22 protein-coding genes are annotated in these 23,694 nt (G+C 61.1%); 11 read left to right on the forward strand and 11 right to left on the reverse strand.

What is annotated here, in order from left to right; translation table 11 throughout:
* Positions 1-69: 69 nt before the first annotated feature.
* Both BT125_RS15585 and dapE read right to left on the reverse strand, forming a co-directional pair.
* On the reverse strand, positions 70-879 hold the full coding sequence (locus BT125_RS15585) for a putative RNA methyltransferase (protein ID WP_072408256.1): 810 nt from the start codon (positions 877-879) through the stop codon (positions 70-72).
* Positions 879-2,030, reverse strand: a complete 1,152-nt coding sequence (gene dapE / locus BT125_RS15590; protein ID WP_072408258.1) for a succinyl-diaminopimelate desuccinylase — start codon at positions 2,028-2,030, stop codon at positions 879-881. The genes BT125_RS15585 and dapE overlap by 1 nt, the downstream gene beginning before the upstream one ends.
* A 378-nt stretch (positions 2,031-2,408) precedes the next feature.
* Between dapE and tcdA the strand changes: the two genes are divergently transcribed.
* Complete coding sequence (gene tcdA / locus BT125_RS15595; RefSeq protein ID WP_003198205.1) at positions 2,409-3,221, forward strand: tRNA cyclic N6-threonylcarbamoyladenosine(37) synthase TcdA; 813 nt, start codon at positions 2,409-2,411, stop codon at positions 3,219-3,221.
* A gap of 111 nt (positions 3,222-3,332) precedes the next feature.
* On the opposite strand, the gene BT125_RS15600 is transcribed toward tcdA, so the two are convergent.
* The 4 genes from BT125_RS15600 to BT125_RS15615 all read right to left on the reverse strand — a co-directional run bounded on the left by BT125_RS15600 (position 3,333) and on the right by BT125_RS15615 (position 6,543).
* Positions 3,333-3,737, reverse strand: coding sequence for a SufE family protein (locus BT125_RS15600; RefSeq protein ID WP_072408260.1), 405 nt, complete (start codon positions 3,735-3,737; stop codon positions 3,333-3,335).
* The gene (locus BT125_RS15605) at positions 3,734-4,939 is read right to left on the reverse strand and encodes an aminotransferase class V-fold PLP-dependent enzyme (protein WP_072408262.1); all 1,206 of its coding nucleotides are present in this window, start codon (positions 4,937-4,939) and stop codon (positions 3,734-3,736) included. The genes BT125_RS15600 and BT125_RS15605 overlap by 4 nt, the downstream gene beginning before the upstream one ends.
* A gap of 174 nt (positions 4,940-5,113) precedes the next feature.
* The gene (gene dapD, locus BT125_RS15610; protein ID WP_072408264.1) at positions 5,114-6,148 is read right to left on the reverse strand and encodes a 2,3,4,5-tetrahydropyridine-2,6-dicarboxylate N-succinyltransferase; all 1,035 of its coding nucleotides are present in this window, start codon (positions 6,146-6,148) and stop codon (positions 5,114-5,116) included.
* A 32-nt stretch (positions 6,149-6,180) separates the two neighbouring features.
* Positions 6,181-6,543 carry an ArsC family reductase gene (locus BT125_RS15615; RefSeq protein ID WP_123342552.1) on the reverse strand — a complete coding sequence of 121 codons (363 nt, stop codon included), beginning with the start codon at positions 6,541-6,543 and terminating at the stop codon, positions 6,181-6,183.
* Positions 6,544-6,842: 299 nt separating this feature from the next.
* On the opposite strand from BT125_RS15615, the gene BT125_RS15620 reads away from it, so the two are divergent.
* The gene (locus BT125_RS15620; RefSeq protein WP_072408266.1) at positions 6,843-8,489 is read left to right on the forward strand and encodes a Na+/H+ antiporter; all 1,647 of its coding nucleotides are present in this window, start codon (positions 6,843-6,845) and stop codon (positions 8,487-8,489) included.
* Positions 8,490-8,739: 250 nt separating this feature from the next.
* Here BT125_RS15620 and BT125_RS15625 read toward each other — a convergent pair whose 3' ends face one another.
* Positions 8,740-9,111, reverse strand: a complete 372-nt coding sequence (locus tag BT125_RS15625; RefSeq protein WP_072408268.1) for a helix-turn-helix domain-containing protein — start codon at positions 9,109-9,111, stop codon at positions 8,740-8,742.
* Between the two features lie 5 nt (positions 9,112-9,116).
* The gene (locus tag BT125_RS29685; RefSeq protein WP_256573778.1) at positions 9,117-9,455 is read right to left on the reverse strand and encodes a type II toxin-antitoxin system HigB family toxin; all 339 of its coding nucleotides are present in this window, start codon (positions 9,453-9,455) and stop codon (positions 9,117-9,119) included.
* A 728-nt stretch (positions 9,456-10,183) separates the two neighbouring features.
* Between BT125_RS29685 and BT125_RS15635 the strand changes: the two genes are divergently transcribed.
* The gene (locus BT125_RS15635) at positions 10,184-10,543 is read left to right on the forward strand and encodes a DUF6124 family protein (RefSeq protein WP_072408270.1); all 360 of its coding nucleotides are present in this window, start codon (positions 10,184-10,186) and stop codon (positions 10,541-10,543) included.
* A 204-nt stretch (positions 10,544-10,747) separates the two neighbouring features.
* On the opposite strand, the gene dapC is transcribed toward BT125_RS15635, so the two are convergent.
* The 3 genes from dapC to map form a co-directional block, all read right to left on the reverse strand.
* Positions 10,748-11,947, reverse strand: a complete 1,200-nt coding sequence (dapC, locus tag BT125_RS15640; RefSeq protein ID WP_072408272.1) for a succinyldiaminopimelate transaminase — start codon at positions 11,945-11,947, stop codon at positions 10,748-10,750.
* 123 nt (positions 11,948-12,070) lie between these two features.
* On the reverse strand, positions 12,071-14,773 hold the full coding sequence (locus BT125_RS15645) for a [protein-PII] uridylyltransferase (RefSeq protein ID WP_072408274.1): 2,703 nt from the start codon (positions 14,771-14,773) through the stop codon (positions 12,071-12,073).
* A 52-nt stretch (positions 14,774-14,825) separates the two neighbouring features.
* On the reverse strand, positions 14,826-15,608 hold the full coding sequence (map, locus tag BT125_RS15650; RefSeq protein WP_053118843.1) for a type I methionyl aminopeptidase: 783 nt from the start codon (positions 15,606-15,608) through the stop codon (positions 14,826-14,828).
* A 447-nt stretch (positions 15,609-16,055) separates the two neighbouring features.
* Here map and rpsB point away from each other — a divergent pair, with 447 nt between their 5' ends.
* From rpsB to rseP, 8 genes are all read left to right on the forward strand, one after another.
* Positions 16,056-16,793 (forward strand): 30S ribosomal protein S2, encoded by a 738-nt coding sequence (gene rpsB / locus BT125_RS15655; protein WP_003198231.1) that lies wholly within the window; start codon positions 16,056-16,058, stop codon positions 16,791-16,793.
* 195 nt (positions 16,794-16,988) lie between these two features.
* Positions 16,989-17,855 carry a translation elongation factor Ts gene (tsf, locus tag BT125_RS15660; protein WP_060739002.1) on the forward strand — a complete coding sequence of 289 codons (867 nt, stop codon included), beginning with the start codon at positions 16,989-16,991 and terminating at the stop codon, positions 17,853-17,855.
* A gap of 360 nt (positions 17,856-18,215) precedes the next feature.
* Entirely contained in the window at positions 18,216-18,959 is a 744-nt protein-coding gene (gene pyrH / locus BT125_RS15665; protein ID WP_024779012.1) for a UMP kinase, read from the forward strand.
* Positions 18,956-19,513, forward strand: coding sequence for a ribosome recycling factor (gene frr, locus BT125_RS15670; RefSeq protein ID WP_072408276.1), 558 nt, complete (start codon positions 18,956-18,958; stop codon positions 19,511-19,513). Before pyrH ends, frr begins: the two co-directional genes overlap by 4 nt.
* Positions 19,514-19,526: 13 nt before the next feature.
* Positions 19,527-20,282: a polyprenyl diphosphate synthase gene (gene uppS, locus BT125_RS15675; protein ID WP_060739000.1), complete on the forward strand. Its 756-nt coding sequence runs from the start codon at positions 19,527-19,529 to the stop codon at positions 20,280-20,282.
* Positions 20,282-21,088 (forward strand): phosphatidate cytidylyltransferase, encoded by an 807-nt coding sequence (locus tag BT125_RS15680; protein ID WP_072408279.1) that lies wholly within the window; start codon positions 20,282-20,284, stop codon positions 21,086-21,088. Before uppS ends, BT125_RS15680 begins: the two co-directional genes overlap by 1 nt.
* Complete coding sequence (gene ispC, locus BT125_RS15685) at positions 21,085-22,275, forward strand: 1-deoxy-D-xylulose-5-phosphate reductoisomerase (RefSeq protein ID WP_072408281.1); 1,191 nt, start codon at positions 21,085-21,087, stop codon at positions 22,273-22,275. The genes BT125_RS15680 and ispC overlap by 4 nt, the downstream gene beginning before the upstream one ends.
* 52 nt (positions 22,276-22,327) lie before the next feature.
* Positions 22,328-23,680 (forward strand): RIP metalloprotease RseP, encoded by a 1,353-nt coding sequence (gene rseP / locus BT125_RS15690; RefSeq protein WP_072408283.1) that lies wholly within the window; start codon positions 22,328-22,330, stop codon positions 23,678-23,680.
* The last annotated feature ends 14 nt before the right edge of the window (positions 23,681-23,694 follow it).

Raw genomic sequence — 23,694 nt, forward strand, 5'->3', positions numbered from 1 at the left:
GGTCTTGAAAAATCCATTCGCGGATTTAACTGGCCCTGAACGGTTGCCCGGGGCCCGGAATCAAAAAGGTTATTGAAGAACGAAATAATCGTAGCGCATCGACACCGTGACCTCGAATGGCTCGGCCTGCTCGATCACGCTGGCGCGGCGTTCGGCGCTGGCGCGCCAACCGTGGGGCGTCATGGCCAGCAGGTTGGCGCGATCCTGGCCGTTGTCGAGGGTCAGCTTGAATTCGAGGGTTTCGCTGTGATCCAGCGCCATGCCCGACGGCACCAGGGCCAGGTGCTTGTCGTCGGTGTAGGCGCGCACTTCGTCGTACAGGCGCTCGCGCAACTCCATCAGGTGGCCGGCGGTGGGGCCGACCTTCATCAGGCCGCCGCCGGGGCTGAGCAGGCGCTTGGCCTCTTGCCAGTCCAACGGGCTGAACACGCTGGCCAGGAACTGGCAGCAACCGTCCGCCAACGGCACCCGGGCCATGCTGGCGATCAACCAGGTCAGTTGCGGGTTGCGTTTGCAGGCACGCTTGACCGCCTCTCGGGAAATGTCCAGGGCATAGCCATCGGCCTGGGGCAACGCCTCGGCGATTTGCGCGGTGTAGTAACCCTCGCCGCAGCCGATGTCCAACCAGCGCCCGGGCGCGCGCTCGGCGGCCAGTTCCGCCAGGAGCCGGGCGACCGGGGCGTAGTGCCCGGCGTTGAGAAAGTCGCGGCGGGCTTCGACCATCGCCTGGTTGTCGCCGGGATCGCGGCTGTTCTTGTGCTGCACCGGCAACAGGTTCAGGTAACCCTGCCGCGCGCGGTCGAAGCGGTGACCGGCGGGGCACACCACGCCGTTGTCCACCGCGTTCAGCGGTTCACTGCAGATCGGGCAGGCGAGCATCAGGCGAGCAACTTGATCAGCGTCTTGTAGTAGATCTCGGTCAGCACGTCGAGATCGGCGGCCAGCACGCGCTCGTTGACCTGGTGGATGGTCGCGTTGACCGGCCCCAGCTCGACCACTTGCGTGCCCATGGTGGCGATAAAACGACCGTCGGACGTGCCGCCGCTGGTGGACGCTTTCGTCTCGCGCCCGGTGACGTCCTTGATGCTCGACGACACCGCGTCCAGCAGCGCCCCCGGCTCGGTGAGAAACGGCAGGCCGGACAGCGCCCAGTCGATGTGCCAGTCCAACTGATGCTTGTCGAGGATATCGGCGACGCGCTGTTGCAGGCCTTCGACGGTGGATTCGGTGGAGAAGCGGAAGTTGAACACCGCCTCCAGGTCACCGGGGATCACGTTGGTCGCGCCGGTGCCGGAATTGAGGTTGGAGATCTGAAAACTGGTGGGCGGGAAGAAGTCGTTGCCATGGTCCCAATGCTCGGCGGCCAACTCTGCCAGAGCGGGGGCGGCCAGGTGAATCGGGTTTTTCGCCAAGTGTGGATAAGCCACGTGGCCTTGCTTGCCGCGCACGGTCAGCTTCGCGCCAAGGGAGCCGCGCCGGCCATTCTTGACCACATCGCCCACCAGGGTGGTGCTCGACGGCTCGCCGACGATGCACCAGTCCAGTCGTTCCTGACGGGCCTTGAGGCGTTCGACCACGGCTTTGGTGCCGTGGTGGGCCGGGCCTTCTTCATCGCTGGTGATCAGGAAGGTCAGCGAACCCTTGTGGTCCGGGTAGTCGGCGACGAACCGTTCGGCCGCCACCACCATCGCCGCCAGGCTGCCCTTCATGTCCGCCGCACCGCGCCCACAGAGCATGCCTTCTTCATCGATGACGGCGTCGAACGGGTCGAGCTGCCAGGCCTTCACCGGACCGGTCGGCACCACATCGGTGTGCCCGGCGAAACACAGCACCGGGCCGTCATGCTTGCCATGGCTGGCCCAGAAGTTATCCACATCCTCGATGCGCATCGGCTCGAGCGTGAAGCCCGCGTTGCCCAGGCGCTGCATCATCAGTTTCTGGCAATCGGCATCCACCGGCGTCACGGACGGGCGGCGGATCAGGTCGCAGGCGAGTTGCAGGGTCGGCGAGAGGTCGGCGTGGGCCGTCATGGAAAACTCCGGAAACATGGAAAGGAAACACGGGCTCTGTGGGAGCGGGCTTGCTCGCGAAGCTTTTAGCGGCAGTGATGACGCCTTCGCGAGCAAGCCCGCTCCCACAGGTCCTGAGTTCGGCCGTTGGATTGCATTTGGGCCAAGGTTCGCAAAATGGCGGTTATCTTATAGCAAAACGAACACCATTGGCCCCTGGTGCGGGACAGGTGGAACACAAAACCTGTGGGAGCGAGCTTGCTCGCGATGGCGGTGTATCAGTCGACATCGATGCTGGCTGATCCGACGCCATCGCGAGCAAGCTCGCTCCCACAGAGGTTTTGCTTAAATTGCCGAGACAAAGCCCTATAATGCGCGCCGGTTTTTGGGGTAATGGTCATGAGTACAGAAGATCCACGGTTTGCCGGCATCGCCCGTTTGTATGGCATTGAAGGCCTGGAGCGCTTGCGGGCGGCCCATGTGGCGATCGTCGGTGTCGGTGGTGTCGGTTCCTGGGCGGCGGAAGCCATCGCCCGTTGCGGCGTGGGCGAGATTTCGCTGTTCGATCTGGACGATGTCTGCGTCAGCAATGCCAACCGCCAGTTGCACGCCCTGGACAGCACCGTCGGCAAACCCAAGGTCGAAGTGATGGCCGAGCGGCTGCGGGGGATCAACCCCGACTGTACGGTGCACGCGGTGGCCGACTTCGTCACCCGCGACACCATGGCCGAGTACATCACGCCGAACATCGACTGCGTGATCGACTGCATCGACAGTGTCAACGCCAAGGCTGCTCTGATCGCCTGGTGCAAGCGCCGCAAGATCCAGATCATCACCACCGGCGGCGCGGGCGGGCAGATCGACCCGACGCTGATCCAGGTCTGCGACCTCAACCGTACGTTCAACGATCCACTGGCCTCCAAGGTGCGCTCCACCTTGCGCCGCGACTATGGTTTTTCCCGCACGGTGACCCGCCATTACAGCGTGCCCTGCGTGTTCTCCACCGAACAACTGCGCTATCCGAAGCCGGACGGCAGCATTTGCCTGCAGAAGAGTTTTGTCGGCGACGGCGTCAAGCTCGACTGCGCCGGCGGGTTTGGTGCGGTGATGATGGTCACGGCGACGTTTGGCATGGTCGCGGCGACCAAGGCGGTGGATAAGATCGTGGCGGGTGTGCGGCGACCGGCGGACAGGGTCAAGCCTCAGGTTTGAGGGGGCTGATGGCCTCATCGCGAGCAAGCTCGCTCCCACATGGGGTCGGGCTGAATGCAGTATTTGCGTACACCAAATCCCCTGTGGGAGCGAGCTTGCTCGCGATGGCGGTTACTGAGTCAACTCAAACATCCGCTTCAACACCGCATTCAAGCCATTGCTACGCGACGGCGACAGCTGCCGCGACAATCCCAGCTGGTTGAACCAATCCGGTAGGTCCACCTGTTGCAACTCATCAGCGGACAGCCCGTTGACCCGCGCCAGCAGCAACGCCACCAACCCGCGGATCAACCGTGCATCGCTGCTGGCGCAAAACTGCCAGTGCCCGTCGTGCAAGCGACCCACCAACCACACCTGGCTTTCACAGCCATGGACGAGGTTGGCCTCGCACTTGTCCTCGTCCCTCAGGGGCGGCAGACGTTCGCCCCATTGCATCAGCAATCGGGCCCGTTGCTCCCAGCCTGACGCGTCCCGGAAGATCTGCAGCGCCGTGGTGGCATCGGTCGGCAGGTTCATCGCAACATCTCCAAGGCTTGGTCGAGGGCTTCGAAGAACCGTTCGACGTCGGCGGAATCGTTGTACAACGCCAGCGACACCCGAATCGCACCGGACAGCTTCAAATGTTTGAACAGTGGCATCGCGCAGTGATGCCCGGCGCGCACGGCAATGCCTTGCTCGGTCAGCAGGTGGGCCAGGTCGGCGTTGTGGATGCCTTCGACCACGAAACTGACCAGAGCCAGGCGCGGGTTGCCCAGCAGGCGAATGCCGTTGCGGGCTTGCAGGCCATGGCGCAGGTAGTCATGCAGCGCCGCTTCATGGTCGATGACCGCTTGCGGATCGAGGGCGGACAGGTAGTCCAGGGTCGCGCCCAACCCGATCACACTGGCAATCGGCGGCGTGCCGGCTTCGAAGCCCAGCGGCGCCGGACGGAAGGTGGCGCTGTGGTAATCGGCTTGTTGCACCATTTCGCCGCCGAACTGCCAATGGCGCAGCTTGCCAAGGGCTTCGGTACGGCCGAACAGCACGCCCAGCCCGTCGGGGCCATAGAGTTTGTGGCTGGAAAACACGTAAAAGTCGCAGCCCAGCGCTTCCACGTCGTGGCGGCCATGGACCACGCCTTGGGCGCCGTCGATCACCGTCAGCGCGCCTTGGGCCTTGGCCAGCGCCAGCAGCGCCGGCACGGGTTGCCAGGCCCCCAGCACATTGGATAACTGGCTCACCGCCAGCAAGCGCGTGCGGGGGCCGATCAGTTCGGCGGCGGCGCCAGGGTCGATCACCCCGTCGGCATCCAGTGGCAACACCACCAGGGTCAACGAACGGCGCTCGGCCAGTTGCTGCCACGGCAGCAGGTTGGCGTGGTGCTCCAGGGCGCTGATGACGATCTCATCGCCCGGGTTGAATAAATGTTCCAGCCCGTAGGCCAGCAGATTCAGCGCCGAAGTGGCGCCGTGGGTGAAGACCACCTGCCCGCAGTTTCCGGCATTGAGCCATTGCGAAGCCTTGAGGCGGCTGTCCTCGAACGCCTGGGTGGCATGGGCGCCCGGCAAATGTTGCGCACGGTGCACGTTGGCCGCGCCGTTGGTGTAGTAATGCGTCAGGGCATCCAATAGTGCTTGGGGTTTTTGCGTGGTGGCGGCGTTGTCCAGGTAGGTCTGGCCTTGCCGTTGCAGGGCGGCGATGGCCGGGAAATCGGCACGCCAGGGGGATTGGATCAACATGCTTTCGGGCCCTGCTGGAGTTACGCCGGACCTTGTGGGAGCGGGCTTTTTTTGTGGGAGCCGAGCTTGCTCGCGATGGCTGCGACACGGTTTAACTGCAAGACCGCATCATCGTTCATCGCGAGCAAGCTCGGCTCCCACAAAGGCTCGTCACCACAGGTGCTGGTGTGAAGCTTAGTTGTGGGCGTGCAGTGCTTCGTTCAGCTCGATGGCCGACTTATGCGTCTTGCATTCCACCGCGCCGGTCTCGGAATTGCGGCGGAACAACAGGTCGGGCTGGCCGGCCAGGTCGCGGGCCTTGACCACTTTCACCAGTTGGTTGTTTTCGTCCAGCAGCGCGACTTTGGTGCCGGCGGTCACGTACAGGCCCGACTCCACGGTGTTGCGGTCGCCCAGCGGGATACCGATACCGGCGTTGGCGCCGATCAGGCAGCCTTCGCCGACCTTGATCACGATGTTGCCGCCGCCCGACAGGGTGCCCATGGTCGAGCAACCGCCGCCCAGGTCCGAACCCTTGCCGACGAACACGCCCGCCGAGACACGGCCTTCGATCATGCCCGGGCCTTCGGTGCCGGCGTTGAAGTTGACGAAACCTTCGTGCATGACCGTGGTGCCTTCGCCCACATAGGCGCCCAGGCGGATTCGCGCGGCGTCGGCGATGCGCACGCCGGCCGGGACCACGTAGTCGGTCATTTTCGGGAACTTGTCCACCGAGAACACTTCCAGCAGTTCGCCACGCAGGCGGGCTTCGAGCTGGTGCTCAGCCAGTTCGGCCAGGTCGATCGCGCCCTGGCTGGTCCAGGCCACGTTCGGCAGCAGAGGGAAAATCCCGGCCAGGTTCAGGCCGTGGGGCTTGACCAGGCGATGGGACAGCAGGTGCAGCTTGAGGTAGGCCTCAGGGGTGGAGCTCAGTTGGGCATCTTCGGCCAGCAGGGTGGCGACCAGTGGCTTGTGGCTTTCAGCCAGGCGGGTCAGCAGGGCAGCTTGTGCGGCATCGACGCCCTTGAGGGCTTCAGCCAGTTGCGAGGCCTGGGCGGTGGTGAAGGTGATGGCTTGGTTGCCTTCGCTGTAGCCGAGGATCGGCGCGATGGCTTTGACGATGTCGGTCGATGGGTTGAGCAGCGGCTGTGCGTAGAACACTTCCAGCCAGGCGCCTTGACGGTTTTGAGTGCCGACACCGAAGGCCAGGCTGAACAGGGTAGTGGACATGAAATTACCTCTACAAAATGGACTGGGCAGGCTTACTTGATTTCTGCCGCATAGATATCTGGCTTGAAGCCAATCAGGGTTCGGTCACCGAGATCGAGCACCGGGCGCTTGATCATCGAGGGTTGGGCGAGCATCAGTTCGATGGCTTTCGTCTGGTCGAGATCGGCTTTGCGTTCGTCGTCGAGTTTGCGAAAGGTCGTACCGGCACGGTTCAACACCACTTGCCAGCCATGCTCGTTGCACCATTGGGTCAGGTGTTCACGGTCGATGCCGGCGGTCTTGTAGTCGTGAAAGTCGTAGCGTACAGCGTGTTCATCGAGCCAGGTGCGCGCCTTTTTCATCGTGTCACAGGCTTTGATGCCGAAAAGGTGCAACGTTTTGCTTGAATCGGTCAAGGAACTGCCCCCTTTGCAGGTGCTGGAAATAAAAGGTGAAGGATTATGCCATGACCGGACGGTTTCGCGACGGCCCAGGTTGATGTACACCAAAACCTGTGGGAGCGAGCTTGCTCGCGATGGCGGTCTTACATCCAACATTGATGTCGACTGGCTACACCGCTATCGCGAGCAAGCTCGCTCCCACAAGAGGTGGGGCTGCGACGTAGGTGTAACGGCCAAGTTAATCCTAGGCGGTTAATATGGCACTTCAACGGCAAGCTGTTGCCGGATGTGTGTCGCTGTCATTGGAAACCGCTATGCAGAGCGCCTATACCGTCCTGATCCTGTTGATGCTGGTGGGTGTTTCGCGCCTGCTCGGACGGTTGATCCCGCTGCCGCTGCCCCTGGTACAGATCGGCGCCGGTGCCGTGCTGGCCTGGCCGTCCCTGGGGCTGCACGTGGCCCTCGATCCTGAGTTGTTCCTGTTTCTGTTCCTGCCACCGCTGCTGTTCTCCGACGGTTGGCGCATGCCCAAGCGCGAGTTGTGGCGCCTGCGCGGGCCGATCCTGACGCTGGCGGTGGGGCTGGTGTTGTTCACGGTGGTGGGCGCCGGTTATTTCATTCATTGGCTGCTGCCAAGTATCCCGTTGCCGGTGGCCTTCGCCCTGGCGGCGGTGCTGTCGCCGACCGACGCGGTGGCGGTGTCGGCGATTGCCCGCGACCGCTTGCCCGGCCCCCTGATGCACATGCTCCAGGGTGAGGCGCTGATGAACGATGCGTCGGGCCTGGTGACGTTCAAGTTCGCCCTGGCGGCGGCCATCACCGGGGTCTTTTCCCTGGCCAACGCGAGCCTGACGTTCGTATTGGTGGCGGTCGGCGGCCTGCTGGTCGGCGTGGCCCTGAGTTGGCTGCTGGGCCGGCTGCGGGCGTGGATGATTGCCCGGGGTTGGGACGACCCGGCCACCCATGTGGTGTTCATGTTGCTGCTGCCGTTTGCCGCCTATGTGCTGGCTGAGCGCTTGGGCGCCTCGGGCATTCTCTCGGCGGTGGCGGCGGGGATGATGCAGAGCTGGCTCGACCTGCTGCCGCGCCAGACTGGCACGCGGCTGCTCAATCGCAGTGTCTGGTCGCTGTTGGAATTCGCCTTCAACGGCTTGATCTTCCTGCTGCTGGGCTTGCAACTGCCGGACATCATCAAGGCGGTGACCCGCCTCGAAACCACGCTCTGGCCGACGTTGTTCTACCGTTACCTGGATGTGCTGGCGATTTTCCTGGTGTTGCTGGTGCTGCGGTTTGTCTGGGTGCAAAGCATCTGGCGTCTGTCGGGGCTGTTGCGCCGCTGGCGTGGCAAGGGTGAGCTGATCCTGGTGCCGAACGCACGTTCCTGCTGGCTGTTGACCTTCGGCGGGGTGCGCGGCGCGGTGACACTGGCGGGCGTGCTGTCGGTGCCATTGCTGTTGGGCGCGGGCGAGGCGTTTCCCGAGCGGGACCTGCTGATCTTCATCGCCGCCGGGGTGATTCTGCTGTCGTTGATCGCAGCTTGTATCGCCTTGCCGTTGTTGCTGCGGGGCATCGAGAAAAGCCCCGACGACAAACGTCGCAATGAAGTCCGCGAGGCCTGGCGCAAAACCGCTGAAGCGGCGATCCATGCGCTGGAGGTGGAAGAACCGACCGAGGCGGGCAGTACGCCGGATGCGGCCCAAGCGGCGCTGGCGACCGAGGTCAAGGCGCGGCTGATGTCCGAGTATCGTCATCAGCTCGACGTGTTCAACGACTCCGCCGAAGCCCAGGCGCTGGCATTCGAGATGGACCTGCTGGAGCGCCGGCTGCGCCTGAAGGCTTTTCGGGCGCAGCGGCTGGAGTTGTATCGCCTTAGTCGTCATCACCAGATTGGCGATGATGTGCTGCGTGAGGTGCTGGGGGAGTTGGATCTGGCGGAGGCGAATTTGGGGTTGGGGAAATAATATCGGCCTCATCGCCCGAAGAGTCAGGGGTCGATCACAAACTCTATGAACATACCTTGCGATGGGTAAAGTCAAATACGAATGGTGGGCGATCCTGTGCTGCTACAAGCTGTAACGCCCAGGAACCGATTTCTCAAGCCCGATGTGCTTTACGAACTCACCCAGGTCGACCTCTGGTATGTCTTTCTCTTCGGTTGAGGTCATTTCTTGTCCTTGCTGGTTTGAAAAAGCCCGGCGGGCCGGGCTAGTATCAGGCAGCTTTTACTGGCTTTATCAGGCTTTCTGCGGGGATGCCGAACATATCGTGAAGCTTCCAGATCATGGGCAGAGTTAACGAGCGTTTACGGTTGAGCACCTCGTATGCGCGGTTCGTTTTTCCGATAGCGGGAGCCAGATCGGCCGCGGTGAGTCCGGATTGCTCCATGCGAAATTTGATGGCTTCGATTGGGTCAGGCAAATCAACCGGGAAGTTCTTGGTTTCGTAGGCCTCGATCAGAGTGATCATGACTTCGAAAGCATCGCCTTCCGGGGTGCCAGGTTCAGGCTCATTCTCAAACAGGGGAGAGATATCTTTGAGAGCTACCCGGTATTCTTCATCGGTGCGGATTGGGCGAATGTTCATGATGATTACTCCATTTCCACGGTGTTTGCGTCGATCCCATCGTACCGACGATGAGTGCCGACAAACTTGATGTACACAGCGCCGAAGCGGTAGGCAATGGCGACCACCAGGCGGCAGTCGTTACCCTTGATGTTGAACACCACGCGGCGACTCCCCCGCTTTGAAGAAACCAGTCTGTTCCTAGCGCTCTTCAGTCGTTTGACTCTGTGCTCAACATTGATCACCTGTCTTAACAGAAAGCTTTGTAGACCTCGAACAGCAAATAGATCGCCAGGATGGTCTAGGATCTTTTGGAGTAACAGCGCGGCCAGTCCCAATCGCTCTGTCTCCTTGAGAAATTTCATGAATAGCTCCCTTCCGTTACTCGCTCCACTTAATGTGCCAATTTAGGCCATTAAGCCTAAAAATGATGGTTAGTGTGCCGTATTGGGGACATTAGCCTTGCTTGTCACACGGGACCAATCCTTACCCTTATAAAAAGCAAAGCCGCCCGAAGGCGGCTTCAATCGACACGCAGTTGAGCTTGATTTGCCCTTCTGCGCCGCTGGGTCAACCCCGAGAGGGACCCAGACTCCTGCCAGCTTCGCTGGTGACGGGGGCGATCATGGCTACTGGTATTAGCGAATTCAAGCCAGCTTGCACGCTCTAAACAGCGTTGCCTGGGATGTGTCGACGTACTAAGCCAACGAAATCAATGGTTTCGCTTATCGCAGTACGTTTTATTTCTTTTCTTGTCTGAGAAGGCGATCGTGGTCTGACAGACGCACCGAAGTTTCCGACAAGTTTTTAAGGTTGTCCGTCGGAAGCGAGGGCTCTAGCCTCTGGGTGTCGCTGCCAATTCAGCGACCGGACGTGAGAATCCGAACACCCACTATGCGCATAGGCGCCGGCCATATAAAGTGCAGGCGCGTTTCGTCCATACATCGTGTTATGGCGGCTGTGCGCGGGCATGTTTCGACATGGCCGGGTTTTTGGTGGGTGTTAACCCGGATTCTCACCCCGCGTACGGCTGCCACTCTCTCTAAGTCCGTGAGAAGACTTTGTGGCAGCTCCAACACCCAAGGAGCATCAAATGATCAAAGAAACTCCAAACCCTCCCAAACCCGCATCCACTTTCCCTTACGGCGATTACGCACCGGAAAAGCTGCAAGAAGCCGCTGATCGTGCGCTGGATCATTACCTCAAGCCTGACGACAGCGAGTCAGACCCCAAGCCCTCGGCGCAGTTGTTCACCGTGTCGGACAGCGTTGATACCGAAGCCTTGCTAGCCAACCTCAGCGAAACCCTGGCTTCGGCCAATGCGATGCTCAGCGACCTGGCGTTTGGCCTGGAAGGCTCGCGGCGGCATGTAGCCTTGGGAGTGGCGCAGATGATTGAGTTGGGGACGTTGTTGGCGAACAAGGCGTTGGATCGGGTAGAGCTTCGGACTTGATGCAGTAAATGCCGGCCGCCCGGCCCACACTGATCGTTCCCACGCTCCGCGTGGGAATGCCGCCAGGGACGCTCTGCGTTCCGCTTCTGGAAGGTGACGCAGAGCGTCACGGGATGCATTCCCACGCGGAGCGTGGGAACGATCAGTCCCGCTAGAGCAAGCTCCCTCGCCACAACAGCGGTCCACTTCAGTCCGATACAGCCATCAACCCCGACGCTGGATGAACGCGCGGATCCGCTCCGCCGCTTCCACGCATTCGGCCAATGGCGCGACCAGGGCCATGCGCACGCGCCCGGCGCCCGGGTTGACGCCATCCACATCGCGGGACAGGTAGGAGCCCGGCACCACGGTCACGTGTTCCTGTTCGAACAGGTCCCGGCAGAACGCTGCATCATCGCCGGCTACATTCGGCCACAGATAGAAGCTGCCATCGGGACGCTGTACGTCCAGCACCGGGCTGAGGATTTCCAGCACGGCGTCGAACTTCTCCCGGTACAGCGCGCGGTTGGCCCGTACGTGCACTTCGTCGTTCCACGCGGCGATGCTCGCCAGTTGGGTCTGAACCGGCATCGCGCAGCCGTGGTAGGTGCGGTACAGCAGGAAGCCCTTGAGGATGTCCGCGTCGCCAGCGACGAAACCGGAGCGCAGGCCGGGCAGGTTGGAGCGTTTGGACAGGCTGTGGAACACCACGCAGCGCTTGAAATCCTTGCGCCCCAGTTCGACGCAGGCACTGAGCAGGCCCGGCGGCGGGGTCTGTTCGTCGAAGTACAGTTCGCTGTAGCACTCGTCCGCCGCGATCACGAAGTCATGCTCATCGGCCAGGGCGATGAGTTTTTTCAGCACGTCCACCGGGATCAACGCGCCGGTCGGGTTGCCGGGGGAACACAGGAACAGGATCTGGCAGCGCTTCCAGATGTCCGGCGATACGGCGTCGAAATCCGGGTTGAAGCCGTTTTCGTCCAGGCACGGCAGGTAGTGCGGCTTGGCCCCCGCCAGGAATGCCGCGCCTTCGTAGATCTGGTAGAACGGGTTCGGGCTGACCACCAGGGCATCGTCGCCCCGGTTGACCACGGTCTGGGTGAAGGCGAACAAGGCTTCACGGGTGCCATTGACCGGCAGCACGTGGCGCGCAGGGTCCAGCCAGCCGTTCGGCACGTTGAAGCGACGCTCGCACCAGCCGGTGATGGCTTCACGCAGTTCCGGGATGCCCAGGGTGGTCGGGTACACGGCCATTTTTTCCAGATTGCTGGCCAGGGCTTCAGCTACGAAGCTGGGCGAGCGATGCTTGGGTTCGCCGATGGACAACGCGATGGGGCGTTTGTCGGGGTTGGGCGTGACGCTGCCGAGCAGGGCGCGGAGCTTTTCGAACGGGTAGGGCTGCAACTGGTTCAAAGCGTTGTTCATCGAGGGCCTCGTTCAATGTGGGAGCGGGCTTGCTCGCGAAAGCGGTGGGCCAGTGAATGATTATGCTGACTGACCCACCGCTTTCGCGAGCAAGCTCGCTCCCACAGGGGGGAATTTGTTCGTTCAGATGCTGATGCGTGTCAGGTGAGCATCGGGTTCCTGGTTGACGCTCAGGTGCCGGACGATGGCCTCCTGCAGGCGGCTGCACAGTTGCGGATCGGACAGCGGCTGGTTGTGAGCGTCGGTGATGAAAAACACGTCTTCTACCCGTTCGCCGAGGGTGGCGATCTTGGCGTTTTGCAGCGACAGATCGAACTCCAGGAAAATATGGCCGATCCGCGCCAGCAGGCCCGGGCGGTCCGGGGCACTGAGTTCCAACACGGTGACCTGGCGCTGGGCGTCGTTGTGGATCGTCACCTGGGGCGCAAAGGCAAAGTGCTTGAGCTGGCGCGGTACCCGGCGCTGGATGATGGTCGGGTAGTCCGCCGGGTTGCGCAGGGCTTCGGTGAGGCCGTCGCGAATCTGTTTGACCCGCGCAGGGTTATCGCCAATCGAGTCGCCGTCGGTGTCGAGCACGATGTAGGTGTCGAGGGTGAACTGGCTGCTGGAGGTGATGACCCGGGCGTCATGGATGTTGAGGTTGAGCTGGTCCATCGCCGCCACGGTCACGGCGAAGAAGTCGTGCTGGTCCGGCGCGTAGATGAAAATCTGCGTGCCGCCTTCGAACTCGCGCTGGGTGGTTTCCTTGATCAGCACCAATGGTCCGCCATCGGTCGGTTGCTGCAGGATCGCGTCGCTGTGCCAGGCCACGTCGCCGGCGGTGTGGCGCAGGAAATAGTCATCGCCCAATTGCGACCAGAGCTGTTCGACATCGTCTGGATCGGTGCCGCCACGCACCAGGATGTCCAGGGCCGCGCTTTGGGTGCGACGGATCTGTTCTTCGCGGTCCACCGGGTTTTCCAGGCCGCGGCGCAAGGCCCGCTTGGTCTCGGTGTAGAGCTGGCGCAACAGGCTGGCGCGCCAGGAGTTCCACAGACTCGGGTTGGTGGCGTTGATGTCGGCCACGGTCAGCACGTAGAGGTAATCCAGGCGCGTTTCATCGCCAACGATCTGGGCGAAGTCGTGGATCACCTGCGGGTCGGACAAGTCCTTGCGCTGGGCGGTGGTGGACATCACCAGGTGGTTCTGCACCAGCCAGACGATCAGCCGGCTGTCCCATAGGGGCAGTTGATGGCGCTGGCAGAATGCTTCGGCGTCCACCGCGCCAATCTCGGAGTGGTCGCCCTGGCGGCCCTTGCCGATGTCGTGGTACAGCCCGGCCATGTAGATCAGCTCGGGCTTGGGCAGCTTGCCCATGAGCTTGCTGGCCAGCGGGAATTTCTCCGACACCTGGGTGTACTGCAACTTACGCAGGTGCTTGATCAGGTTCAGGGTGTGGGCATCGACCGTATAGATGTGGAACAGGTCATGCTGCATCTGCCCGACGATGAAGCCGAACTCCGGCAAATAACGCCCGAGAATCCCGTAGCGGTTCATCCGGCGCAGGTTGCGGTGCACGCCGATCTTGCACTTGAACAACTCGATGAACAGGCTGGTGTTGCGGATGTCGTGGCGAAAATCTTCATCGATCAGATGACGGTTTTCTCGCAGCAAGCGGATGGTGTCGGCGCGTACGCCCTTGATTTCCGGCTGCTGGGCCATGAGCACGAAGATCTCGAGCATGGCGAAGGGCGTGCGGCGGAAGACGTTGGCGTTGCGCGCTTCGATGTAGCCGTCGTGCAATTGGAAGCGTGAGTTGATCGGCTGCGGCGGCTCTTCGTCTTCGGGGGCGAGGATGACTTCCTCGAAGTGCTGGATGATCAGCTCGCTGAGCTGGGCGATGCTCATCACCACGCGGTAGTACTGCTGCATGAAGTTTTCGATGGACTGCTTGGCATCCTGCCCTTCGAAACCCAACAGGCCGGCGATGGAGCGTTGGTGATCGAACAGCAGGCGGTCCTCGGCGCGCCCGGCGAGCATATGCAGGGCATAGCGGACCTTCCACAGGAATTCCTGGGACGAGGCCAGCAAGGCGTTTTCGCTTTCCACCAGGAAACCTTCGCCGGCCAGGGCGCGCAGGTTCAGCGTGCCGTACTGGCGACGGGCGACCCACAGGATCGTCTGGATGTCTCGCAGCCCGCCGGGCGAGCCCTTGACGTTGGGTTCCAGGTTGTATTCGGTGTCGTTGTACTTGTGGTGGCGGGCCTTCTGCTCGGCGTGCTTGGCCAGGAAAAAATCCTTGCTGGGCCACATGTGCTCTGTGCTGGTGACATCGAGCATGCGTTGGCGCAGACGCTCGGGGCCGGCGATGGTGCGGCTTTCCATCAGGTTGGTGATCACCGTCAGGTCGGCGCGGGCCTCCTCGGCGCATTCCTGCACCGAGCGCACGCTCTGGCCGACCTCCAGGCCGATGTCCCACAGCAGCGTCAGGAAACGCTCGATGGAATCGCGGAAAACCTCATGGTCGGCGCTGTCCAGCAGGATCAGCAGGTCGATGTCTGAGTAGGGGTGCAGCTCCCCGCGCCCATAGCCGCCCACCGCCACCAGGGCGATGTCGGCGTCTTCACTCCAATCGAACTGCTCCCAGGCCTTTTGCAGGATGTTATCGACGAACCAGGCGCGGTCCTCTATCAGCCGGCGAATGTCCCGGCCAGTGCGAAAGCGCTGGTCGAGCACTTCATGGGCCTGGCGGATCGCCTTCTTGAACGCCGAGATGGGGCTTGCCTTCAGGGCCAGTTCAGCCTGGAACTGGCCGCGGTCGAAGAGTTCGGGATCCACCTGCGGCATTGAATGGCTTTCCTTTCTATCTATATCTATCGGATCTATAGCTGGATTCGGATCAGGCGGAAACGCGCGCGATGGTGTCATCGCTACGCAGGGTGAAGATTTCATAACCCGTCTCAGTGACCAGCAGGGTGTGTTCCCACTGGGCCGACAGCTTGCGGTCCTTGGTGATGGCGGTCCAGCCGTCGCCCAGCACCTTGGTGTCGGCGCGGCCCTGGTTGATCATCGGCTCGATGGTGAAGGTCATGCCCGCCTGCAGTTCCATGCCGGTGCCGGCACGGCCGTAGTGCAGGATCTGCGGTTCTTCGTGGAATACCTTGCCGATGCCGTGGCCGCAGAACTCGCGCACCACCGAGAAGCCGTTCTTCTGCGCATGCTTCTGGATCACTTCGCCAATGTCCCCCAGGCGGCAGCCCGGCTTCACCAGTTCGATGGCCATGTACATACATTCCTGGGTGACCTTGGACAGGCGCTGGGCCCACTCCGGCACGTTGCCGACATGGAACATGCGGCTGGTGTCGCCGTGATAGCCGTCCTTGATGACGGTGACGTCGATGTTCAGGGTGTCGCCATCCTTCAACGGTTTTTCGTTGGGGATGCCGTGGCAGACCACGTGGTTGATCGAGGTACAGATCGACTTCGGGAAGCCTTTATAGTTGAGCGGCGCCGGGATGGCCTTCTGCTCGTTGACGATGTAGTCGTGGCAGATGCGGTCCAGCTCTTCGGTGGTCACGCCCGGCTTGACGTAGTCGGCGATCATCTCCAGCACTTCGGCGGCGAGTTTGCCGGCGACACGCATTTTGGCGATGTCCTCGGGTGTCTTGAGGGTAACGGTCATACAGGCTCTCTCTGCGCCCGACGGCGCTGTTCAAAACGAAATGGGCGGCGGATGATGACCAGCGCGGCCCTGAAAAACGCGATTCTAACAGACGATCAGTACAATGAGCTCTCCAGGCTGGAACTCTGTGGTGAGGGGATTTATCCCCGTTGGGCTGCGCAGCAGCCCCAAATCAGGCCGCGTGGTGTATCAAGTCGATTGAATCGCCTGGTATGGGGCCGCTACGCGCCCCAGCGGGGATAAATCCCCTCGCCACAGAGGATTTCAGAATCCGTGTTCCGTTTTGGCCCTCGCTGTGGTATAAAATGCGCCGCTTTCCGGGGATGACCCCGCAAGCTTAAATCCACACACGTGTCGACACGATGACCTGGGTGCCTTCGGCTTATATAGCCGCTGGTTGGTCATTGGGATACGTGGAGGCCAAACCCGACTTATCAAGGAACTATCATGTCCCAAGTCAACATGCGCGATATGCTGAAGGCCGGTGTGCACTTCGGTCACCAGACCCGTTACTGGAACCCGAAAATGGGCAAGTACATTTTCGGCGCGCGTAACAAGATCCACATCATCAACCTTGAAAAAACCCTGCCGATGTTCAACGAAGCACTGACCTTCGTAGAGCGCCTGGCCCAGGGCAAAAACAAGATTCTGTTCGTCGGCACCAAGCGTTCCGCTGGCAAGATCGTTGCTGAAGAAGCAGCACGTTGCGGTTCGCCGTACGTCGATCACCGCTGGTTGGGCGGCATGCTGACCAACTTCAAGACCATTCGCGCTTCCATCAAGCGTCTGCGTGACCTTGAAGTCCAGTCCGAAGACGGTACTTTCGCCAAGCTGACCAAGAAAGAAGCGCTGATGCGCACTCGCGATCTTGAGAAGCTGGACCGCTCCCTGGGCGGTATCAAGGACATGGGCGGTCTGCCTGACGCACTGTTCGTGATCGACGTTGATCACGAGCGCATCGCGATCACCGAAGCCAACAAGCTGGGTATCCCGGTCATCGGCGTTGTCGATACCAACAGCAGCCCGGAAGGCGTTGACTACATCATCCCAGGCAACGATGACGCCATCCGCGCCATCCAGCTGTACATGGGTTCGATGGCTGACGCTGTGATCCGTGGTCGCAATAACGTGAATGGCGGCACCGAAGTCTTCGCTGAAGAAGCTCCGGCAGCAGCCGCTGAGTAATTGACGCCCCTGGCGTTGACTCAGTAAGCAAAAAGGGGGCTTGGCCCCCTTTTTGCCACCTCGAAAACCATTTGCCGCCAGCGCAGTGACTTGTTTGTAACCTGCCGCGGCCTATAAGCAGTGGTTTTCCAGGAAGAATTGATCGCCCGTTCGATCGGGTGGAATGGTTGAAAACCTATCCAAGAGGATTTTGAAATGGCAGAGATTACTGCAGCGTTGGTCAAAGAACTGCGCGAGCGTACCGGCGAAGGCATGATGGATTGCAAGAAAGCCTTGACCAAGGCTGGCGGCGACATCGAGAAAGCCATTGATGACATGCGTGCTTCGGGCGCCATCAAGGCTGCCAAGAAAGCCGGCAACGTCGCCGCTGAAGGCGCCATCGCCATCAAGGACGACGGCAAGGCTGCCGTTCTGCTGGAAGTCAACTCCCAGACCGACTTCCTGGCTCTGCAGGATGACTTCAAGGCATTCGTCGCTGCCAGCGTCGAGAAAGCCTTCGCTGACAAACTGACCGACGCAGCTCCGCTGATCGAGTCCCAGGAAGAAGCACGCCTGGTCCTGGTCGGCAAGACCGGCGAAAACGTCAACATCCGCCGTCTGGTTCGCGTTGAAGGTGACGTGGTCGGTACCTACCTGCATGGCAACAAGATCGGTGTTGCAGTTGTCCTGAAGGGCGGCGACACCGAGCTGGCGAAAGACATCGCCATGCACGTGGCAGCTACCAACCCTGAATTCCTGCTGCCTTCGGACGTTTCGGCTGAAGCGATCGAGCGCGAGAAGGGCGTTTTCCTGCAGCTGAACGAAGAGAAGCTGAAAGGCAAGCCTGCTGAAATCGCAGAAAAAATGGTCAGCGGCCGTATCTCCAAGTTCCTGGCCGAAGCCAGCCTGGTTGAGCAGGCCTTCGTCAAGAACCCGGAAATCAAGGTTGGCGACCTGGCGAAGAAAGCCGGTGCTGAAATCGTTTCGTTCACCTACTTCAAAGTAGGTGAAGGCATCGAGAAGCCGGTTGATGACTTCGCTGCTGAAGTTGCTGCCCAGGTAGCTGCTGCCAGCAAGCAATAAGACGGTTTTTACAACTGTCGCCCTGAAGAGGCTGCCCGCTTAACGCGCGCAGCCTCTTTTCGGATGGGGATGCCGATTTTTATTGGTTTCCTATCGGAACTGGCTTACAAAGCCGTGTTCCGATGGCGCTGTGTCAGCGTCAAGCTTGGCTTTGTACGAAAAGTCGCCGAGCGGCGATCAGGCAAGGCGAAAACTGGCGAGGAAGCGGAGTTTACTGGTTGTAAATGAGCATTCCGAGCCAGTTTTCAACGCAGTATGATCGTCGCGCAGGCACTTTTCGTGCAAAGGCTAGAGTGAACGCAGGCTGCAAACAGCCTGCAAAGAATTTTTTGAACACATACGCCGCAGGAGAGATTCGCAATGGCTCAGCAGGGCAGTGGTTATCAGGCTCGCTATAAACGCATTCTACTCAAGCTTAGCGGCGAGGCCCTGATGGGCTCGGAAGAGTTCGGGATCGATCCGAAAGTGCTGGATCGCATGGCCCTGGAAGTTGGCCAGTTGGTCGGGATCGGCGTTCAGGTCGGCCTGGTCATCGGCGGCGGCAACCTGTTCCGTGGCGCGGCGCTGAGCGCGGCCGGCATGGATCGGGTCACGGGCGACCACATGGGCATGCTGGCCACTGTGATGAACGCCCTGGCTATGCGCGATGCGCTGGAGCGTGCCAATATCTCGGCCATCGTAATGTCGGCCATTTCCATGGTTGGCGTGACCGATCACTACGATCGTCGCAAAGCCATGCGCCACCTCAACGCCAAGGAAGTGGTGATTTTTGCCGCCGGTACCGGTAATCCGTTCTTCACCACGGATTCGGCCGCCTGCCTGCGAGCGATCGAGATCGATGCCGATGTCGTGCTCAAGGCAACCAAGGTCGACGGCGTCTATACCGCTGACCCGTTCAAAGACCCGCATGCCGAGAAGTTCGATCATCTGACCTACGATGAAGTACTGGATCGCAAGCTGGGTGTCATGGATCTGACGGCTATCTGCCTGTGCCGCGACCACAAGATGCCGCTGCGTGTCTTTAACATGAACAAGCCCGGTGCCCTGCTGAATATCGTCCATGGCGGCGCCGAAGGAACACTGATCGAGGAAGTTCAACAATGATCAACGAAATCAAGAAAGACGCTGAACAGCGCATGCAGAAAACCCTGGAATCCCTGGCGCACAACTTCGGTCGCATTCGTACCGGCCAGGCGCACCCGAGCATCCTGGAAGGCGTCATGGTGCCTTACTACGGCGCCGACACGCCGATCAAGCAGGTGGCCAACATCACCGTCAAGGACGCGCGTACCCTGCAGGTCGTGGCTTTCGAGCGCAACATGCTGGGCGCGGTCGACAAGGCCATCGGCAGTGCCGGTCTGAACCTGAATCCGACCAACCTGGGTGAGCTGCTGTTGATCTCCATGCCGGCCCTGACTGAAGAAACCCGTCGTGGTTTCACCAAGCAGGCCCGCGATGTGGCTGAAGACGCTCGCGTCGCCGTGCGCAATATCCGTCGCGATGCCAACAGCCAGCTCAAGGATCTGGTCAAGGAAAAGGAAATCAGTGAAGACGAAGAGCGTCGTGCCACTGGCGAAATCGACGACCTGACCAAGAAGTACGTGGCTAAGATCGACGCGGATTTGGCGCAGAAAGAAAAAGACCTGATGGCCGTATAAGGGTCTCGTTTTCATGGAAAAGACCAAGCAGGCCGTGCCGTTCGCGGTTCCGCGTCACGTGGCGATCATCATGGACGGCAACAACCGCTGGGCCAAGAAACGCTTTATGCCTGGCGTCGCCGGGCACAAGGCGGGGGTCGATGCGGTTCGTGCGGTCATCGAGGTGTGCGCCGAGGCGGGGGTCGAAGTGCTGACCCTGTTCGCCTTCTCCAGCGAGAACTGGCAGCGGCCGGCCGATGAAGTCAGCGCCTTGATGGACTTGTTCCTCAAGGCCCTGCGTCGTGAGGCCAAGCGCCTCAACGACAACAAGATCAGCTTGCGCATCATCGGTGATCGCTCGCGCTTCCATCCTGAATTGCAGGCTGCGATGCGCGAGGCCGAGGCCGCGACGGCGGGCACCAATCGGTTCGTCCTGCAGATAGCCGCCAACTACGGCGGCCAGTGGGACATAGCCCAGGCTGCCCAGCGACTGGCGCGGGAAGTCCAGGCCGGGCACTTGCGCCCGGAAGACATCACCCCTGAACTGTTGCAGACCTGCCTGGCGACTGGTGACCTACCATTGCCGGACCTGTGCATCCGCACCGGTGGCGAGCATCGCATCAGCAACTTCCTGCTCTGGCAGTTGGCTTATGCCGAGCTGTACTTCTCCGACCTGTTCTGGCCGGACTTCAAACACGAAGCCATGCGCACCGCACTGGCCGATTTCGCTTCCCGTCAGCGTCGCTTCGGTAAAACAAGCGAGCAGATCGAAGCTGGAGCCCGGGTTTAATGCTTAAACAACGAATCATCACTGCCTTGATCCTGTTGCCTATCGCCCTGGCTGGTTTCTTCCTGCTCGAAGGTGGCGGCTTTGCGCTGTTCATCGGGCTGGTCGTGACCTTGGGTGCGTGGGAGTGGGCGCGGCTGGCGGGTTTCCCTGCGCAGTCGGCGCGCGTGACCTATGCGACGGCTGTGGCGGCCATGCTGTTCATCATGTACGTGGTGCCCGGCCTCGCGCCTTGGGTGCTGGGTGCCTCGGTGCTGTGGTGGGCGACGGCGACCTTCCTGGTCCTGACGTATCCACGGACGACGCATCATTGGGCCAATACGGCGACCAAGCTGGTGATCGGCCTGTTGATCCTGCTGCCAGCCTGGCAGGGGCTGATCTGGATCAAGCAAGGCCCGTTGGGTAACTGGCAGATCATGGCCGTGATGGTATTGGTCTGGGGGGCCGACATTGGTGCCTATTTCTCCGGTCGGGCCTTCGGCAAGCGCAAGCTCGCGCCGCAAGTCAGCCCGGGCAAGAGCTGGGAAGGGGTCTATGGTGGCCTGGCCTTGAGCCTGGTGATCACCACCGTGGTCGGTTTCGTGCGGGACTGGACGGTCGCGCAACTGTTCATAGGCCTTATTGGCGCCGCCCTGATCGTATTCGTGTCGGTGGTCGGCGACCTGACCGAAAGCATGTTCAAGCGTCAGTCCGGGATCAAGGACAGCAGTAACCTGTTGCCGGGTCACGGTGGTGTGCTGGATCGCATCGACAGCCTGACTGCCGCGATCCCGATCTTTGCCGTGCTGTTGTGGATGGCGGCATCGTGAGTCGCCCACAGCAGATCACTGTTCTTGGTGCGACCGGTTCGATTGGTCTTAGTACGCTGGATGTCATAGGTCGGCATCCGGAGCGCTACCAGGTGTTCGCCCTCAGTGGCTTCACGCGTTTGAGCGAATTGCTGGCGTTGTGCATTCGCCACACCCCGCGGTTTGCCGTGGTGCCTGAGGTTGGCGTGGCGCGGACGTTGCAGGACGATCTGCGCGCAGCCGGCCTGCAAACCCGTGTGCTGGTGGGGGAGGAGGGGCTCTGCCAAGTGGCTGCCGACCCTGAAGTCGACGCCGTGATGGCGGCGATCGTCGGTGCGGCGGGCCTGCGTCCGACCCTCGCAGCGGTAGAAGCTGGCAAGAAGATCCTGCTGGCTAATAAAGAGGCGCTGGTGATGTCCGGCGCGCTGTTCATGCAGGCTGTACGCAAGAGCGGCTCGGTGTTGCTGCCGATCGATAGCGAGCACAATGCGATTTTTCAATGCATGCCGCGGGATTTTTCCCGTGGTCTCGGCGCGGTGGGTGTCCGGCGGATTTTGCTGACAGCCTCCGGTGGTCCGTTCCGGCAGACGCCGCTGGAAAAATTGGTGCATGTTTCACCCGAGCAGGCCTGTGCCCATCCGAACTGGTCCATGGGGCGCAAGATTTCCGTGGATTCGGCCAGCATGATGAACAAGGGCCTGGAGCTGATCGAGGCCTGTTGGTTGTTTGATGCCAAGCCGTCGCAGGTCGAGGTGGTGATTCACCCCCAGAGCGTGATTCACTCCCTGGTGGATTACGTCGATGGGTCAGTGCTGGCCCAGTTGGGTAACCCGGACATGCGCACTCCAATTGCCAACGCCCTGGCCTGGCCGGAGCGTATCGACTCGGGCGTTGCGCCGTTGGACCTGTTCGCTATCGCTCGCCTGGATTTCCAGGCGCCCGATGAGCAGCGCTTCCCCTGCCTGCGCCTGGCGCGCCAGGCGGCCGAGGCGGGCAACAGTGCGCCGGCCATGTTGAACGCGGCCAATGAAGTGGCCGTTGCCGCATTTCTCGATGGACGTGTCCGTTACCTCGAGATCGCGAGTATCATCGAGGAAGTCTTGAATCTCGAGGCCGTGGTTTCGGTCGATGACCTCGATACAGTATTTACGGCGGATGCCAGGGCTCGTGAGTTGGCGGGCCAATGGCTGCAGCGCCACGGGCGTTGAAGCTGCGATACGTTAGCCAGGGTTGCCCTGGACAGGATTGCGGAGAAAACAGATGAGCGCGCTCTATATGATTGTCGGCACCCTGGTTGCCTTGGGGGTGTTGGTCACTTTTCACGAATTCGGTCATTTCTGGGTTGCGCGTCGCTGTGGCGTCAAGGTCCTGCGTTTTTCCGTGGGCTTTGGCATGCCATTGCTGCGCTGGCACGACAAGAAAGGCACCGAGTTCGTCGTGGCGGCCATCCCGTTGGGTGGCTACGTCAAGATGCTCGACGAGCGTGAAGGCGAAGTCCCGGCCGATCAGCTCGATCAATCCTTCAATCGCAAGACCGTCCGTCAGCGTATTGCCATCGTCGCGGCGGGGCCGATCGCCAACTTCCTGCTGGCCATGGTGTTTTTCTGGGGCCTGGCCATGCTGGGCAGCGAGCAGGTGCGCCCGGTCATCGGTGGGGTAGAGGCCGGTAGCGTTGCCGCCCGTGCCGGGCTGGGTGCCGGGCAGGAAATCGTCGCCATCGATGGCGAGCCGACATCGGGCTGGGCGGCGGTCAATCTGCAGTTGGTACGTCGCCTGGGTGAGAGCGGTTCGTTGCAATTGATGGTGCGCGAGCAAGGCTCCACAGTGGATTCGCCTCGCGAACTCATTTTGGACAACTGGCTCAAGGGCGCGGACGAGCCGGATCCGATCCGCTCCCTGGGGATCCGGCCATGGCGTCCAGCCTTGCCGCCGATCCTCGCCGAACTCGACCCGAAAGGCCCGGCCCAGACCGCTGGTCTGAAGACCGGCGATCGGTTGCTGGCCCTCGACGGCCAGCCGGTCAGCGACTGGCAACAGGTCGTCGATTCGGTTCGTGTACGTCCTGATACCAAAATTGTGCTGCGCATCGAGCGCGACGGTGCTCCAATCGATGTCCCGGTGACCCTGGCCGCCCGTGGCGAGAGCAAGGCGCCGACCGGTTACCTGGGCGCGGGCGTCAAGGCGGTCGACTGGCCACCGGAAATGATCCGCGAGGTCAGTTTCGGCCCAGTGGCGGCGATTGGCGAGGGTGCGCGTCGTACCTGGACCATGAGCATCCTGACGCTGGACTCGCTCAAGAAAATGTTGTTCGGTGAGCTCTCGGTAAAAAACTTGAGTGGACCGATAACCATTGCTAAAGTGGCGGGCGCTTCTGCCCAGTCGGGCGTCGCTGATTTCCTGAATTTCCTTGCTTATCTGAGCATTAGCCTGGGGGTTCTGAATTTGCTGCCCATTCCGGTACTGGATGGGGGGCATCTGCTGTTTTATCTGATCGAGTGGGCGCGTGGTCGTCCCTTGTCGGATCGGGTGCAAGGTTGGGGGATACAGATCGGTATCAGCTTGGTGGTCGGGGTCATGTTGCTTGCCCTCGTCAACGATCTGGGTCGTCTGTAACGCTTCGCTGAATT

The sequence above is a fragment of the Pseudomonas sp. NFACC04-2 genome, from assembly GCF_900119265.1.
In the GTDB taxonomy this organism is placed as follows: Bacteria; Pseudomonadota; Gammaproteobacteria; order Pseudomonadales; family Pseudomonadaceae; genus Aquipseudomonas; species Aquipseudomonas fluorescens_AA.